Raw genomic sequence first — 15,019 nt, forward strand, 5'->3', positions numbered from 1 at the left:
ACGGGGGTCCGGTGACCAACGTGGATTCAGCTTGATACCGATTGGGGTACAAGGCAATCCACCAATCGGCCGGTTAGCTGATGGTCACCTCACGTGTCCTAGAAATCAATTTCAGACCACCTCCTTCCTCGTGTACGGACGAAGCTACTCCCGGTTGCGGGCGTCGGCAACCGGTTTTTCCGACGGCAATATTCGACGCAGGTCGATGACCGTGTCGGCACGGTGATCGACCGGCAGACGATGGGTCACCACCACCACGGCCCGATCCGGCCCAACCAGCACCGCGTGGGCTGTGTCGAGCAGTTCACGCTGCAACCGATCGGAATCGACGCGGTCGAGGTTCTCCCCCGGCTCATCGAGCAGAAGTATCGGCGCCTTGTTGATCAGGGCTCGCGCAAGCAGCAACCGACGACGCTGACCGCCGCTGACCGAGTCGGCACCGGCATCAAGCGGGGTGTCGACGCCCTGCGGGAGCCCGGCGACCCATTCGCCCAGTCCGACCCGGTCGATCACATCGGCGATCATCGCATCGGGGGCATCGCCCCTCGAGACGAGCAGATTCTCGCGAACGCTGGTGGTGAAGATGTGGCCGTCCTCGGCGAAGTAGCGGATGGTGTCGTCGTTGTTGCCGGGCCGCGTGACCGTCCCCGCCACCGGCGGCAACAACCCGGCCAGAGTCAGCAACAACGTCGACTTTCCGCACCCGCTCGGACCGACGATCGCGATCCGCGATCCCGGTTCGATGTCGAGGTCGACGCCGTCGTCACCGCCGAACACCTCCCCGCCGGGCCACCCCCAGCGCAGACGGCGGGTCACCACGGTGTCCCGGCCGGTGCCCACGGCCGCGGAGTGCGGGGGTTCTTGGAAGTCGCCGGCGCGGTCGATCATCGCCATGATCCGCCGAGCGGAATTGCGACTTCGCTGAAGTTGCATCGCCGCCTCGGTCATCGGCCCCGTCGATTCGAACGCGCTCAGGGGCAGCAGGATCAGCACGCCCAACGCCATCGGAGAGACACTGTCTGCCAATCCGATCCCGACCAGCGCGGCGGCCAAGACCGATATCCCGACTGCCAGCGGAACCGCGGCACTGGCCCAGGCGCCTTGTGTGGCACCGCGATCGGCCGCCTCGGTGGCTTCGGATTCGGCGGCTCGCGACTCGTCCAGCAGCGCGTCACGCCGCCCGGCCACCGACAGTTCCGCGGCGTGGTCGAGCAGGGTCATGATCGCGCCGGCGTTCCGGGTCTGAGCTGCGGCCTCGGCTCGCGCGGCCATCTGCGCTCCCCGGACCGCCAGCCACGGGGCCACCACCCCACTGACCAGCAGCGCGATGGCCAGCACCAGCGCCGCCGACAGCGAGACGAACGCCATGATCGCCACCGCCGCTCCGGATACGACAATCGACACGCCGATCGGGATGATCGCCCGGATGAGCGCATTCCCGATCTCGTCGACGTCGGTCCCCGTCCGCGACAGCAACTCTCCGCGGCGCAGTCCCACCGAATACCCGGCAGGCCCGCCGGCGAGCGCCAGATAGAGCCGACTGCGCGCCGTCGACATCGCATCGAATGCCAGATCGTGCGTGGCGAGTCGCTCGAGGTATCGAAACAGTCCGCGGGAAATACCCAGGGCCCGAACCGCTGTCACCACCACCGACAGCGAGAGAACCGGCGGCATCTGCCACGCCCTGGTGATCAGCCACGCCGACAGTGCCGCCAAGGCCAAAGCACTACCCGCGCCCAGGATTCCGAGCAACAACGACCGCGCGACCGGTCCGCCGCGCAACCCCAACAGACCCAATGCCCGCCAGAGCGGATCACCGCGCAACCCCCGATGCGCAGAAGTGTTGTCAGTGTTCGACATATGTCACCCCGGCCACTTCGACGATGTCGTCGGCAACAGCGAGCATCGCGGGTCGGTGCGCAACCACCACGACGGTATCGCCGGCCGCGGCCCGCGATTGCAGCGCACGAGCCACCGCCAATTCGGCGTCGGCATCGAGGTGGGTGGTGGGCTCGTCCAGTAGCAACAGTGGTGCGGGCGAAGCCAGTACCCGGGCCAGGGCGAGGCGCTGTCGTTGTCCGGCGGACAGTCCCACACCTCCGCTACCCAGGACCGTCTGCCAGCCGTCCGGCAGTCCGGACACGACAGCGTCGAAACCACTGGCCCGGCAGCCGAAATCGCGGTCACGCGGGCTCACCGGCCCTGTCATCTCGAAGTTCTCGGCCACTGTTCCGGGAACCAGCACCGGATGTTGGGGCAGCCAGGCCACCTGCTCCCACAGCGTTGCCGGATCGAGCTCGGCAACCGGAACATCTCCGATGATGACCGACCCTTCCTGGGGCCACTGCAGACCCAGGATCGCTGAGAGGACCGTCGACTTTCCGGCGCCATTCGGGCCGGTGAGCACCGTCAGTCGTCCGGGCGTGATGGTCGCGGACAGATCGTGCGGCGCCCAGCCGTCACGGCCGTGCACACCCAGCCCGGCGACCATGATCTTGGCTCCGGCCACCGCGACGGACCGGTTCCCCACCGATCGTTTGACCGAGTCACCCTCGATGATCTCGAACACCTCACGCGCGCTGGCTGTCCCGGCCTCCGAATCGTGGAACTGCGCGCCGGCTGTCCGTAGCGGCAGGTACACCTCGGGCGCGAGGATCAGCGCGAGAACACCTCCGTAGAGACCCATTTCGCCCTGCACCAGACGCAGGCCGATGCTGACGGCCACCAAGGCGACACTCAGCGTCGCAAGGAGTTCGAGTACCGCACCGGACAAGAACGCCACCCGCAGGGCCTGCATTGTGCTTCGCCGATGGGCCTGCCCGAGTTCGCCGACGCGGGCGGCCGGCTCGCGCTCACGCCCCATCGCACGAAGGGTGGGAATGCCCGCGATCAGATCGAGGAGCTGAGAAGACAAGCGGCTCATCGCCGTCAGTCGGTTGGCCGTTCGATCCCGGGTCAATCGACCGATCAGAATCATGAATATCGGGATGAGAGGCAGTGTCACGACAACGATGACGGCAGACGTCAGGTCCGCCATCGCCATGACCACCACCAGCACCGGGATGGCAACCACCGAGAGCAACAGCGCCGGGATGTAGCCCGTGAGATACGGGCCCAGCGCGTCGAGTCCATGCGTGAGTATCGTCGCGAGTCGATTGCGCCGTGTCAGCAACTCTCGCGGCGGTGTTCGTGACGGATCCGACACCGCGGCAAGGGCTTCACCGCGTAGATCTGAGATCACCCCGGCACTGGCCCGGTGCGCGTACCGGTCGTGGACGTACACCGCGGTCACCCGTACGACGATGGCCCCGGCCAACGCCCACAGGTGCCAGGCCTGAGCATCCAGACTTCGCCGATCCGGCGACACGATCAACTCGGACAGGATCGAGGCGACCATCGCCGCGGTGACGATCACACAGATCACCTGCGTGACCGCCATCAGCACCGTCAGCACCAGGTACCGGCGCGACGTCCGCGAATAGCGCCACAGCCGTGGGTCGATGGGCGGCCCGGACGCCGATGACGCTTTTGCGCCGGTCACTTCGACGGCTCGACCACCTTCGGCCTGCGCATCGGCAGTCCGATCGACGGCGGGATCTGGCTCGTCGAAATACGATTACGGAACACCCAATACGTCCAGCCCTGGTAGCACAGCACGATCGGGGTGAAGATCGCCGCTGCCCAGGTGATCACCACCAGCGTGTGATGGCTCGACGCGCTGCCTTCGATGGTCATGTCGAAAGCCGAATCGGTGGTGGACGGAATCACATTCGGGAACATCGATCCGAGGATCAACACGACCACACCGGCGATCGCGAAACAGGTGGCGACAAAGGCCCAGCCCTCCCGACGCAGGTACGCCAGAACGGTGGCTGCGATGATCGCCACGGCGGCAACCGCCAGCGCGATCCACGTCCAGCCCTTGCCGTAGGCGATCTGGGTCCACAGGCCCCAGACAGCGGCAACCACCGTCGTCGGAATCGCGATCGCGAATGCCGCTCTCATCGACTCTCCTTGCAGATCACCGGATGTCTTGAGGGCAAGGAACACCGCGCCGTGGGTGGCGAACAGCAGTGCGGTCGCCACGCCGGCCAGCAGAGCATAGGGCGAGAGCAGATCGAAGAAGTTGCCGGTGAACTGTTCATCGGCGTCAATGGGTAAGCCGCGCACCAGGTTCGCGAAGGCGACACCCCACAGGATCGCCGGCAGCCACGAACCCAGACCGATACCGACATCGGCCCACCACCGCCAGCGGGGGTCGTCGATCTTGCCGCGCCATTCGATCGCAACCACGCGGACTATCAGACCGACGAGGATCAAGAAAAGCGGTATGTAAAAGGTGGAGAACATCGTTGCATACCAGGCCGGGAACGCCGCGAACAGCGCTCCACCGCCGGTGATCAACCAGACCTCATTGCCGTCCCAGACCGGACCGATCGTGTTGATCATCGCCCGCCGACGGGTATCCCCGGGGACCCCATTCTTCTCGCGACCGAGGAAGGGCATCAGCATGCCGACGCCGAAGTCGAAACCCTCGAGCACGAAATAGCCGAGGAACAGAACGCCTACCAGGCAAAACCAGAACTCTGCCAGACTCATTGCTCTCCCTCGGTCCCTCAGTACGCGAACGACAGTTGTTTGGGCTCATCGGATTCCGGCCGGTCCGACTCCGGCCCGTCCGGACCGTTGATCGGTGGGCCGGCGTCCGCGGACGTCGGACCTTCGCGGGTGTACTTGCGGATCAACATGAACCAGATGACCCCGAGTGCGCCGTAGAGCAAGGTGAAAATGATCAGCGAGGCGAGAACCAGATAACCCGAATGCTGGCTCACACCCTGCTGCACCGTGAGGTGGATGTCCTCCAGCCCGTTTGTGTCACCCTGCGACGACGGATTGGGGACCACCATCCAGGGCTGCCTGCCCATCTCGGTGAAGATCCAGCCCGAACTGTTGGCCAGGAACGGCGTCGGGATCATCCAGATGGCAAACGTTCCAAACTTTTTCGAATCGGGTATCCGGCCGCGACGCATCAACCACAGCCCGGCCAGAGCCAAGGCCGCCGATCCCAGCGCCCAGCCGATCATCGCCCGGAAGGACCAGTACGTGACAAACAGATTGGGCTTGTAGTTGCCGGGACCGAAGTTGGCGACATGCTGGGCCTGCAGTTCCTCGACGCCGAGCAACGTCGAGTTGAAGTCGCCGTCGGCCAGGTACGAGAGCATGTTGGGAATCTCGATGAGGTGTGTCACCGATTCACAGTTGTTCTGCGTCCCGATCGCCAGAATGGAGAAACTGGCCCCGGTTTCGGTGGTACACAACGACTCCGCCGACGCCATCTTCATCGGCTGCTGCTTGAACATCAGCTTCGCCTGCGCGTCACCGGTGATGGCGAGCGCCACGCCGCTGATGATCATGATCCACAGCGCCAGGCGAGTGACCGGGCGATACAGCGTTCTCGCGTCGTGCTCGAGTTGATCGGCGGTCTTGCCGTTCATCGACGGTTCCGGGTCGTCCGCGACGGCTACCGCCGACGATCCCTCCCGCGCAGTCACACCGGCGGGCACAATCTCCCGAAGCTTCTGGGCCCGTCGCATGTTTCGGACCATCCACCAGATTCCGATGGCCGCCACAAATGTGCCCGCGGTGAGGAACGCGCCGGCGATCGTATGCGGGAAAGCCGCGAGCGTGGTGCTGTTGGTCAACACATCCCACAGGCTCTTCAGCTCGGGACGCTGCTTCTCTGCATTCCACTGCGCCCCCACCGGATGTTGCATCCACGAGTTGGCCGCGATGATGAACCAGGCCGAGGCGTTGACACCGATGGCGACCATCCAGATCGTCATGAGGTGCACTTTCTTCGGCAGGCGGTCCCACCCGAAGATCCACAGTCCCAGGAACGTTGATTCCAGGAAAAACGCCACCAGTCCTTCGAGGGCCAGCGGTCCGCCGAAGACATCTCCGACGAATCGGCTGTACTCGCTCCAGTTCATCCCGAACTGGAACTCCTGCACGATGCCGGTGGCCACACCGAGTGCAAAGTTGATCAGCAGCAGTTTGCCGAAGAACTTCGTCGCCCGAAGCCACTGTTCTTTACCGGTCACCACCCAGACCGTCTGCATGATCGCCACCATCGGCGCCAAACCGATCGTCAGCGGGACCAATATGAAGTGATAGACGGTCGTGATGCCGAACTGCCATCGGGAGACGTCGAGTGCGTCCATGTTCCCTCATTCGCCGGGGTTCTACTACGTTCAGTAGTAGTTCAGGCTACGCCGTCGATCATGGGCCCTACAAGCGAAAATGCACGCTTTCGGTGTGCCGGTGGCCACGTTTGGCGAGGTTGGGCACAAGGCCCCTCACCCGTGGGACCTCAGGCCCGGGAACGCCCTTCATGACAGGTCGGCGGCATGGGAGCGCAGCAATCGACAGGCTTTGCGCGTCGGTCAAACGCGCGCAGCCACTGCGGACCTCGACCGTCTCACCGACGCCAAAAGACCGCATGATCTAGAAAATAGTGCACGCAACCAAATTGCGAGCATTCAACGCGATAACTGCGAATAAAGAAATCAGAGCGTGATCATCACGAACCCGGTTGATTCACGCTTACCCGATGGCGCGGTCCACCAACTCCGAGAAGTCTTGTGGCCGATCCGGAGTCGCCATCGTGTACCCGTTCAGCTCGATGACCCTGGTGGCGAGGGTAATGCTCGACAGCAGCCAGACCGCCTCGGCGCAGACAAGATCCGCCGGACTCAGGGGCGCGATCTTCGTCTCCCACCCCTCTTTTTCAGCCTGGGCGAACAACGCCTGCTGTGTGGTGCCTTCCAGAATCCCGGATTCCGGGGGCGGGGTCGTCAGCGTCTCCCCCTCGACCACGATCACGGTTGATCGCGGACTTTCGAGGATCAGTCCCTCACTGCTGGTGTAGATCACGTCGTCGGCACCCTGCTTCGCGGCGTATCGCAGGGCCGCCATGTTCGTGGCATAACTCAACGTCTTTGCACCCAGCAGCTGCCAGGGTGCCGCGGCGGCCAGATCCACCGAGTAGCCGCGAGTAGCGGTGATCACCTTGACGCCGTGCTCACGTACATGCGCCGCCCGCTCGGCGACCGGGCCGACCGTCAGATATTCGGTGGCGCCGCCGCCGTCACGGGTCAAACCGGTCTGCTTGCCGGCCTTCTTCTCGACGACGGATCCGGCCGGCGCCGATTCGCGGCCACGCGAATAGACGAGCCGCATCAGGCCTTCTGCCCCGTCGTTCTTCTCGGTCCAGACACGGGCGCCGATGGCGATGGCGTCTGCCCACTGCTCCACGTCCGGCTCCGGCAGGTCGAGTGCTCTGGCGCTGCGCGACAGCCGCTGCAGATGCAGATCGATGCAGCGGGCGGTCCCGGAACGGACCAGCAGAGTCTCGAAGACTCCGTCACCGCGCACGGCGGCGAGGTCGTCGGCGTGCAGGATCGGCACGTCCGGGTCGAGAACAGCACCATCAACAGTCACCAGAATTGGTTGAGCCATAGCGGCAAGGGTAGCGAGCACACTCGTACCATTGGGAAGGTGACTGACTTGTTGGAATCATTACGCCCCTCAGGAGCCGTCGGCGGCCTGGAAAATACGCCGGACGAATCCGTGGCCTGGCATTTCGGTGACCCGTTCGGAGAGCAGCGGGCCGCAACCACATCAGCGGCAGTCGTCGACCGTTCCCACCGCGGTGTCATCGCGCTGACCGGGGACGAACGACTGAGCTGGCTGAACACGATCTCCAGTCAATTCGTCACCGACCTCGCGGACGGTCACAGTGCCGAAAACCTGAGTCTCGACGGCAACGGCCGGGTCGAAGACCACTTCGTACTCACCGAACTGGACAAGACGACCTGGATCGACACCGAGGGATCGCGAGCAGAACCTCTCGCCGCGTTCCTTCAGAAGATGGTCTTCTGGGCCAAGGTCGAGGTCGCTGCTCGCCCCGACCTGTCGGTGCTGACGCTGATCGGCCCCGCCACGCGCACCGGGGCGATAGCGCACCTCCTGCAGATCCCGAACGAAGCCACCGTCTACGACGCCGGAAAGCTGCCCGACGGTGGTTTCTGGCGGGTGATGCCCGCCCTGGGTGAGCACGCATCAATCGAAACGATCGACTTGATCGTCCCGACCGACCAGCTCATCGAATGGTGGTCGAGCCTGACCGCGGTCGGCGCCCGGCCCGCCGGCATGTGGACGTACGAGGCACTGCGGGTGCCGTCGTTGCGGCCGCGGCTGGGAATCGACAGCGATGAGCGCACGATCCCCCACGAGGTCAACTGGATCGGTACACCGGACGAGTTGGGCGCCGTGCACCTGAACAAGGGTTGCTACCGGGGCCAGGAGACAGTCGCCCGGGTCCACAATCTCGGCAAGCCGCCGCGCCAGATGGTTCTGCTGCACCTCGACGGCAGCGCAGAGCACCGCCCCGCCACCGGTGATCCGGTCACCGTCGGTGGTCGCGCCGTCGGTCGTGTCGGCACCGTCGTCGACCACTTCGAGTACGGCCCGATCGCGCTGGCGCTCATCAAGCGTGGAATCCCCTCCGACACCCAACTCGACATCAGTGGTGCCAGCGCCGCGATCGACCCGTCTTCGGTTCCGGCCGACGACCGCGTCCAGGCCGGCCGCGCCGCCATCGACAAACTGAAAGGCCGGTAAAGCGTGCACCACACCCTGGCAACGGGCACGGTGCTCGCCGTGTGCGCCGTCCACGAGGAACATGCGCTCGCAGGTGGTGTCGGACACAGTGCGATCGACAAGAGAGCGGTCGACGGTCATGTTGACGTCAACGAGCTCGGTCTCACCATCGACCATGTCTGCGACACCAAACACCATGGCGGAATCGATCAGGCCGTGTACGCCTACGGCGAGGACGAGGCCCGGCGATGGGCCCAGGAACTCGGTCGCGATCTCCCCTACGGATGGTTCGGCGAGAACCTGCGCATCGCCGGTATCGAGACGACAGATGCCACCATCGGCGAGCGGTGGCAGGTAGGGGACGACCTCGAACTCGAGGTGACGATTGCCCGGACTCCGTGCCGCACATTCGCTGATTGGGCCCAGGAAGACCAGTGGATCAAGCGTTTTTATGCGCGGGCAGATGTGGGCTGTTATCTCCGCGTCGTGACACCGGGGCGGGTCCGCGCCGGGGATCCCGTGAGGGTCGTCTCCAGGCCCGATCACGGGGTACTCATCCGGCATCTGATCACCGGACCCGACCCGGATTCGCTGGCGAAGTTGCTCGCCATCGCGGACCTCCCGGCGAAGGTCGTGCGGGACGCGAAGCGATGGCACCGCCTGGCGAAGAGGTGATTCGCCAGACGTCCGGGCCACAGTATTCCGAGCGAAATCCGGTACCCGGAATGTAAATTTTCGCCACCGGCGGACAAGCTGGTCCGCATCACCCCTTCGGGCACGGTAGACTCTGATTCACGACCATATTTGTAACCACAGAATGGGGCCGCCACACGTTTGGCCGCCCCTTCATTGCGCGAGGGGGTCCCCAATGGGCCGCGGCCGGGCGAAGGCGAAGCAAACGAAAGTTGCTCGTGAACTGAAGTACAGTGCACCGAACACTGACTTCGACCGCTTGCAACGAGAGCTGTCAGCCAGCGAATCATCAGTTGACCCGAACGATGGGATCACTGACGATCGATGGTCAGATGAAGATGGGTGGCGACGGGCCTAATGGCCGTCGCGGGTCCGCGACACACGGACCCGACCACCCTTTTTCCAACAGCCCCCTGAAGCGCACCACCTCAGGCGGGCTGTTGGCGCACCCCCACCGAGGCGAAGTTCCGGTGTCCTCGCCTCTGGCCCGCAGGCCCATCCGAGCCTGATCGGGAACACAGTTCCAAACACAAAGGTTCGGCCGACGTGATCGTCGGCCGAACCTTTTGGGGTTCGTGAGGTCGTCAGAACCTCGGGTGCTCGCCCATCAGTTCGGCGACGCCGTTCTTGGCACTCTTGCCCTGCTCGGCCTTGGTCAGATGCGACTTCTTGATCGATCCGAGAACCCAGCAATCCAGGTGACGTGCGGTGAGGACCGCCAGCGCACGATCCGTGTCTTCCGGAGCGACGACGGCGACCATTCCGACACCCATGTTGAAGGTGCGTTCCATCTCGGCGCGCTCGACACGGCCACGGTGCGCGATCATCTGGAAGATCGGTGCCGGTGACCAGGTACCGCGGTCCAATTCGGCCACCAGGCCGCCGGGGATGACCCGGGCGAGGTTGTCCGCCAAGCCGCCGCCGGTGACGTGTGAGAACGTGCGAACGTCGGTTTCGGCAGCCAGCGCGAGGCAGTCCTTGGCGTAGATCCGCGTGGGTTCGAGCATTTCCTCACCGAGGGTCCGTTCGAACTCCTCGACATGACCGCCGAGATCCATGTGGCCCCACTCGAGCAGGACCTTGCGGGCCAGCGAGTAGCCGTTGGAGTGCAGGCCCGAACTGCCCATCGCGATGACGACGTCACCGGGACGAACGCGGTCCGGAGACAACACCGAGTCGGCCTCGACGATGCCGACGCCGGTGGCCGACAGGTCGTAGTCGGTTTCACCCATCAGGCCCGGATGCTCTGCCGTCTCGCCACCGAGGAGGGTGCAGCCGGCATCGACACAACCGTCTGCGATGCCCTTCACCAGTTCTGCCACGACTTCGGGCACAACCTTGCCGACCGCGATGTAGTCCTGCAGGAACAGTGGTTCGGCGCCGCAGACGACGAGGTCGTCGACGACCATGGCAACGAGGTCACGGCCCACGGTGTCGTGCTTGCCCATCGCCTGCGCGACTGCGATCTTGGTGCCCACGCCGTCGGTGGACGACGCCAGCACCGGTTCGCGGTAGCCACCCTTGAGTTTGAACAGGCCGGCGAATCCGCCGAGGCCGCCCATGACTTCGGGACGCAAGGTGCGCTTGGCATGCGGGGCGAACAGCTGTACCGCGCGCTCGCCGGCATCGATGTCCACTCCCGCCGCAGCGTAAGAGGCGCCGCCAGGCTCGTTGTCGGTCATCTCGCGTCCGGTTTCCGTTCTCGAAGGTCGGCAGGAAACTCCTGCCGGGGCGGTGAATTATCCGGCTTCACGCTACCCGAGCGTGGTGTAGCCATTACTGATGGGCGGTTCGATATCCGCGGGCATGGACATGCATCTACCCGAGCCGATCTTCGCCCATCCCCGGTCACACCGGATGTCGAACCGGTGAAACTGGACGGTTTGCGCTGGTGAACCCGTCGCTCAGGGACGCCGGACAGCGCTGGCGTTGTCGTTCTCCGCCATGACGTCCTGATCTGTTGCTGCCTTCTTGAGCATTGTCTCCAGAACGGCTTTGCCCATGGATGTCTCGCGTGGCAACTCGATCGGATAGTTGCCGTCGAAACAGGCAGAACACAGGTTGGCAGCCGGTTGCTCGGTGGCCGCCAGCATTCCTTCGGTGCTGATGTAGCCCAGCGAGTCCGCGCCGATGGCATGCCGGACACCCTCGACCAGATGCTCTTCGGAGTCGGTGCCGTTGGCGATCAGTTCGGCCGGCGACGCGAAGTCGATGCCGTAGAAGCAGGGCCAGCGCACGGGGCTCGATGCGATCCGCACGTGCACCTCGGCCGCACCGGCCTCGCGGAGCATCCTGACCAGCGCACGCTGGGTGTTGCCCCGGACGATCGAGTCGTCCACGACAACCAGGCGCTTGCCCCGGATGACCTCTTTGAGGGGATTGAGTTTCAGCCGGATTCCGAGCTGGCGAATGGTCTGCGAGGGCTGGATGAACGTCCGGCCCACGTAGGCGTTCTTCATCAGGCCCTGGCCGTACGGGATGCCCGATTCCTGGGCATATCCCACCGCGGCCGGCGTACCTGATTCGGGAACCGGGATCACCAGGTCACCGTCGGCGGGGAACTCACGGGCAAGGCGACGACCGATTTCGACACGCGTGGTGTGCACCGACCGGTTGTTGATCACGCTGTCCGGCCGGGCCAGGTACACGTACTCGAAGACGCAGCCCTTGGGCGTGGCCTCGGCAAAACGACTGCTGCGGACTCCGTCGGCGTCGATGGCCAGGAGTTCGCCGGGTTCGATCTCGCGAACGTACGAGGCGCCGACGATGTCGAGTGCCGCGGTTTCGGACGCGACGACCCAACCACGATCAAGACGTCCCAGACACAGCGGACGAACGCCGTGCGGATCGCGGGCGGCATAGAGCGTGTGCTCGTCCATGAAGGTCAGGCAGAAGGCCCCGCGCAACGTGGGCAGCAGTTCCATCGCGGCCTGTTCGAGCGTCGAATCCGCGGCGCCGTGTGCAAGCAACGCACCGACGACATCGGAGTCCGAGGTCGCACCGCCGAGGCGGCGGGATTCCATCAGACCCAGTTCACGCGCCTTGCTGGCCAGGTCCGCGGTGTTGACGAGGTTTCCGTTGTGGCCCAACGCAACACCGGTACCGGCGGCAGTGGTTCGGAAAATGGGCTGCGAGTTCTCCCACGTTGTCGACCCGGTGGTGCTGTACCGGCAATGCCCGATGGCCACATGACCCTGCATCGCTCCGAGTGTCTGCTCATCGAACACCTGAGAGACCAGACCGAGGTCTTTGAAGACCAGGACCTGGGAGCCATCGGCCACGGCGATGCCGGCAGCCTCCTGCCCTCTGTGCTGCAAGGCATAAAGGCCGTAATAGGTGAGCTTTGCCACATCCTCACCCGGTGCCCAGACACCGAATACACCGCATTCTTCGCGCGGTTCATTCTCTGGCTCGTCGGGATCTAGCAGGTTCTTGCTGTTGATCGACAGCTCGGTCACAAGCGCTCCCAATTGTGGGCCGGTGGAGGGCGTATGCGTGAGTCTACGGGCACAGGTTTAACCATTGCGAATCGTCGCGGCGTGTCGTTGCCCGAACTAACGAGTTTGGCGTGTCACAGCCGCAGCAATGGCAGCCAATGAACGATCTCCCCGGCCCGGCTTCCCGACGCCGACACCCTGCCATCTGCCAGTGCACCGCCGAGATCCAGTTGTCCGGTGGCCAGCTGTAGCCAGGTGCGTGGATCGGTCTCGACAACGTTCGGCGGGGTTCCACGCGTGTGCCGGAGACCCTCGATGCACTGAACAGCCACAAACGGGGGCACCCGCACCTCGACCGAGCCACCCGGCGCGAGTTGCGCCAGGGTTCGCGCGGTCATCCGGACGGCGTCGGCGATCTCCTGCCTCGTCGGCTCGGCGGCCTCGGGGTCACGCAACCACGGCGCCACGATTTCGACGGCTGTTCGCATCACGGCCGGATCTACGGACTTCTGAGGTGCCACGAGCACATCGTCGCAGCCCCGGGCGATACCCTCACAGCCACCACCCATGAGGAGCAAAGCCATCAGCGCCACCCTGCACGCCGCCGGACTCACTGCCGGGCACGGCGAACGAACGTTGTTCTCCGACCTCGACCTCACGGTGGCCGACGGAGACGTCTTCGGCCTGGTCGGTGCCAATGGCGCCGGTAAATCAACGTTGCTGACACTTCTGGCGGGAGTCGGTTCAGCGGACTTCGACGGGACCATCACGCTGAGCCCGCCCGACGCCGAGGTCGGTTACCTCGCGCAGGAGGCGGAGCCGACACCAGGAGAAACCGTCCGCGAGTTCCTCTGCCGACGAACGGGCGTTGCACACGCACAGTCGACGATGGACGCCGCGGCCGAAGCACTGGCCGACGGCGGCGACGACCTCTACTCCCCCGCCCTGGATCGCTGGCTGCATCTGGGCGGCGCCGACTTCGATGAGCGCGCCGACCAGGTCGCCGCGAACCTCGGCCTGACCGTCGACCTCGATCTGCCGATGTCGGCGCTGTCCGGCGGTCAGGTGGCGCGGGCCGGCCTCGCGGCACTGCTCCTGTCGCGGTACGACATCCTGCTGCTCGATGAACCGACCAACGACCTCGACCTCGACGGCCTCGCGCAACTCGAGGAGTTCGTGTCGAGCTCCCGGACGCCGATGGTTGTCATCAGCCACGATCGCGAATTCCTGGCGCGCACTGTCACCGGAATCGTGGAGCTCGACCTCGCCCAGCAGCAGGTCTCGGTGTATTCCGGTGGCTACGAAGCGTTTCTGGCCGAACGCGAGGTCGCCCGCCGCCACGCTCGTGAGGCCTACGAGCAGTATGCCGACACCAAAGACGCATTGACCGATCGTGCTCAGATGCAACGCAATTGGATGGAACACGGCGTCCGCAACGCTCGCCGCAAATCCAAGGACAACGACAAGGTCGGCAAGGGCCTGCGCCTGGAGTCCACCGAGAAGCAGGCATCGAAGGCCCGCCAGACCCAACGTCGCATCGAACGTCTCGAGGAGGTCGCCGAGCCGCGCAAGGAATGGGAGCTCCGGATGGAGATCGCGGCCGCACCCCGGTCGGGGACTGTGGTTGCGACGCTCAATGAAGCGACGCTGACCCGTGGCGACTTCACGCTGGGGCCGATCAGCACCCAGATCGACGCCGGTGACCGGATTGTCATCACCGGCGCCAACGGATCAGGCAAGTCGACCCTGTTGTCACTGCTACTCGGCGCCCAGGCCCCCGACTCAGGTTCTGCGTCACTGGGCTCCGGTGTGCTGGTCGGCGAGGTCGATCAGGCCCGGGGATTGTTCACCGGCGACACCGCACTCGCCGAGGCCTTCGGCGCCCAGATCCCCGAACAGACCGACGCGGACGTCCGAACCCTGTTGGCCAAGTTCGGATTGAAGGGGCATCACGTCACCCGCTCGGCCGACTCGCTGTCGCCCGGTGAACGAACTCGGGCGGCGCTCGCCCTGTTGCAGGCACGCGGCGTCAACTTGCTGGTACTCGACGAACCCACCAACCACCTGGATCTGCCCGCCATCGAACAATTGGAACAGGCCGTTGAATCATTCTCCGGCACAGTCCTTTTGGTCACCCACGATCGACGGATGCTCGCCACCGTCCGAGCAACACGCCGCTGGCAGCTGGCGGACGGCAGGTTGACCGAGACCCTGGCCTGAGCTGTCGG

Annotated in this window: 12 protein-coding genes; 4 read left to right on the top strand and 8 right to left on the bottom strand. The window is 64.8% G+C overall.

The annotated features are described in order from the left end of the window. Positions 1-144: 144 nt before the first annotated feature. The 5 genes from cydC to H290_RS0101805 form a co-directional block, all read right to left on the bottom strand. Complete coding sequence (cydC, locus tag H290_RS0101785) at positions 145-1,860, bottom strand: thiol reductant ABC exporter subunit CydC (protein ID WP_020105038.1); 1,716 nt, start codon at positions 1,858-1,860, stop codon at positions 145-147. Further along, a complete protein-coding gene (cydD, locus tag H290_RS0101790; RefSeq protein WP_020105039.1) occupies positions 1,847-3,541 on the bottom strand; it encodes a thiol reductant ABC exporter subunit CydD in 1,695 nt (564 codons plus the stop codon). Before cydD ends, cydC begins: the two co-directional genes overlap by 14 nt. After that, positions 3,538-4,599 carry a cytochrome d ubiquinol oxidase subunit II gene (cydB, locus tag H290_RS0101795; protein ID WP_020105040.1) on the bottom strand — a complete coding sequence of 354 codons (1,062 nt, stop codon included), beginning with the start codon at positions 4,597-4,599 and terminating at the stop codon, positions 3,538-3,540. The genes cydD and cydB overlap by 4 nt, the downstream gene beginning before the upstream one ends. 17 nt (positions 4,600-4,616) lie before the next feature. Beyond that, positions 4,617-6,221: a cytochrome ubiquinol oxidase subunit I gene (locus tag H290_RS0101800; RefSeq protein ID WP_020105041.1), complete on the bottom strand. Its 1,605-nt coding sequence runs from the start codon at positions 6,219-6,221 to the stop codon at positions 4,617-4,619. A 382-nt stretch (positions 6,222-6,603) separates the two neighbouring features. Next, positions 6,604-7,518 (bottom strand): aminodeoxychorismate lyase, encoded by a 915-nt coding sequence (locus H290_RS0101805; protein ID WP_028462648.1) that lies wholly within the window; start codon positions 7,516-7,518, stop codon positions 6,604-6,606. A 39-nt stretch (positions 7,519-7,557) separates the two neighbouring features. Here H290_RS0101805 and H290_RS0101810 point away from each other — a divergent pair, with 39 nt between their 5' ends. The 3 genes from H290_RS0101810 to H290_RS0101820 all read left to right on the top strand — a co-directional run bounded on the left by H290_RS0101810 (position 7,558) and on the right by H290_RS0101820 (position 9,712). Further along, positions 7,558-8,682 carry a glycine cleavage system protein T gene (locus H290_RS0101810; protein WP_028462649.1) on the top strand — a complete coding sequence of 375 codons (1,125 nt, stop codon included), beginning with the start codon at positions 7,558-7,560 and terminating at the stop codon, positions 8,680-8,682. Positions 8,683-8,685: 3 nt separating this feature from the next. Further along, complete coding sequence (locus H290_RS0101815) at positions 8,686-9,336, top strand: MOSC domain-containing protein (protein WP_020105044.1); 651 nt, start codon at positions 8,686-8,688, stop codon at positions 9,334-9,336. Between the two features lie 193 nt (positions 9,337-9,529). Then, a complete protein-coding gene (locus tag H290_RS0101820) occupies positions 9,530-9,712 on the top strand; it encodes a DUF3073 domain-containing protein (protein ID WP_020105045.1) in 183 nt (60 codons plus the stop codon). Positions 9,713-9,938: 226 nt separating this feature from the next. Here H290_RS0101820 and purM read toward each other — a convergent pair whose 3' ends face one another. The 3 genes from purM to H290_RS0101835 all read right to left on the bottom strand — a co-directional run bounded on the left by purM (position 9,939) and on the right by H290_RS0101835 (position 13,312). After that, positions 9,939-11,036 carry a phosphoribosylformylglycinamidine cyclo-ligase gene (gene purM / locus H290_RS0101825; RefSeq protein WP_020105046.1) on the bottom strand — a complete coding sequence of 366 codons (1,098 nt, stop codon included), beginning with the start codon at positions 11,034-11,036 and terminating at the stop codon, positions 9,939-9,941. A gap of 222 nt (positions 11,037-11,258) precedes the next feature. Beyond that, positions 11,259-12,812 (bottom strand): amidophosphoribosyltransferase, encoded by a 1,554-nt coding sequence (purF, locus tag H290_RS0101830; RefSeq protein WP_020105047.1) that lies wholly within the window; start codon positions 12,810-12,812, stop codon positions 11,259-11,261. A 113-nt stretch (positions 12,813-12,925) separates the two neighbouring features. Beyond that, complete coding sequence (locus tag H290_RS0101835) at positions 12,926-13,312, bottom strand: sterol carrier family protein (RefSeq protein WP_028462650.1); 387 nt, start codon at positions 13,310-13,312, stop codon at positions 12,926-12,928. A gap of 61 nt (positions 13,313-13,373) precedes the next feature. Here H290_RS0101835 and H290_RS0101840 point away from each other — a divergent pair, with 61 nt between their 5' ends. Continuing rightward, positions 13,374-15,011 (top strand): ABC-F family ATP-binding cassette domain-containing protein, encoded by a 1,638-nt coding sequence (locus tag H290_RS0101840; RefSeq protein ID WP_028462651.1) that lies wholly within the window; start codon positions 13,374-13,376, stop codon positions 15,009-15,011. Positions 15,012-15,019 lie beyond the last annotated feature (8 nt).

Source organism: Nocardia sp. 348MFTsu5.1 (genome assembly GCF_000383535.1).
GTDB classification, from domain to species: Bacteria; Actinomycetota; Actinomycetes; order Mycobacteriales; family Mycobacteriaceae; genus Williamsia; species Williamsia faeni.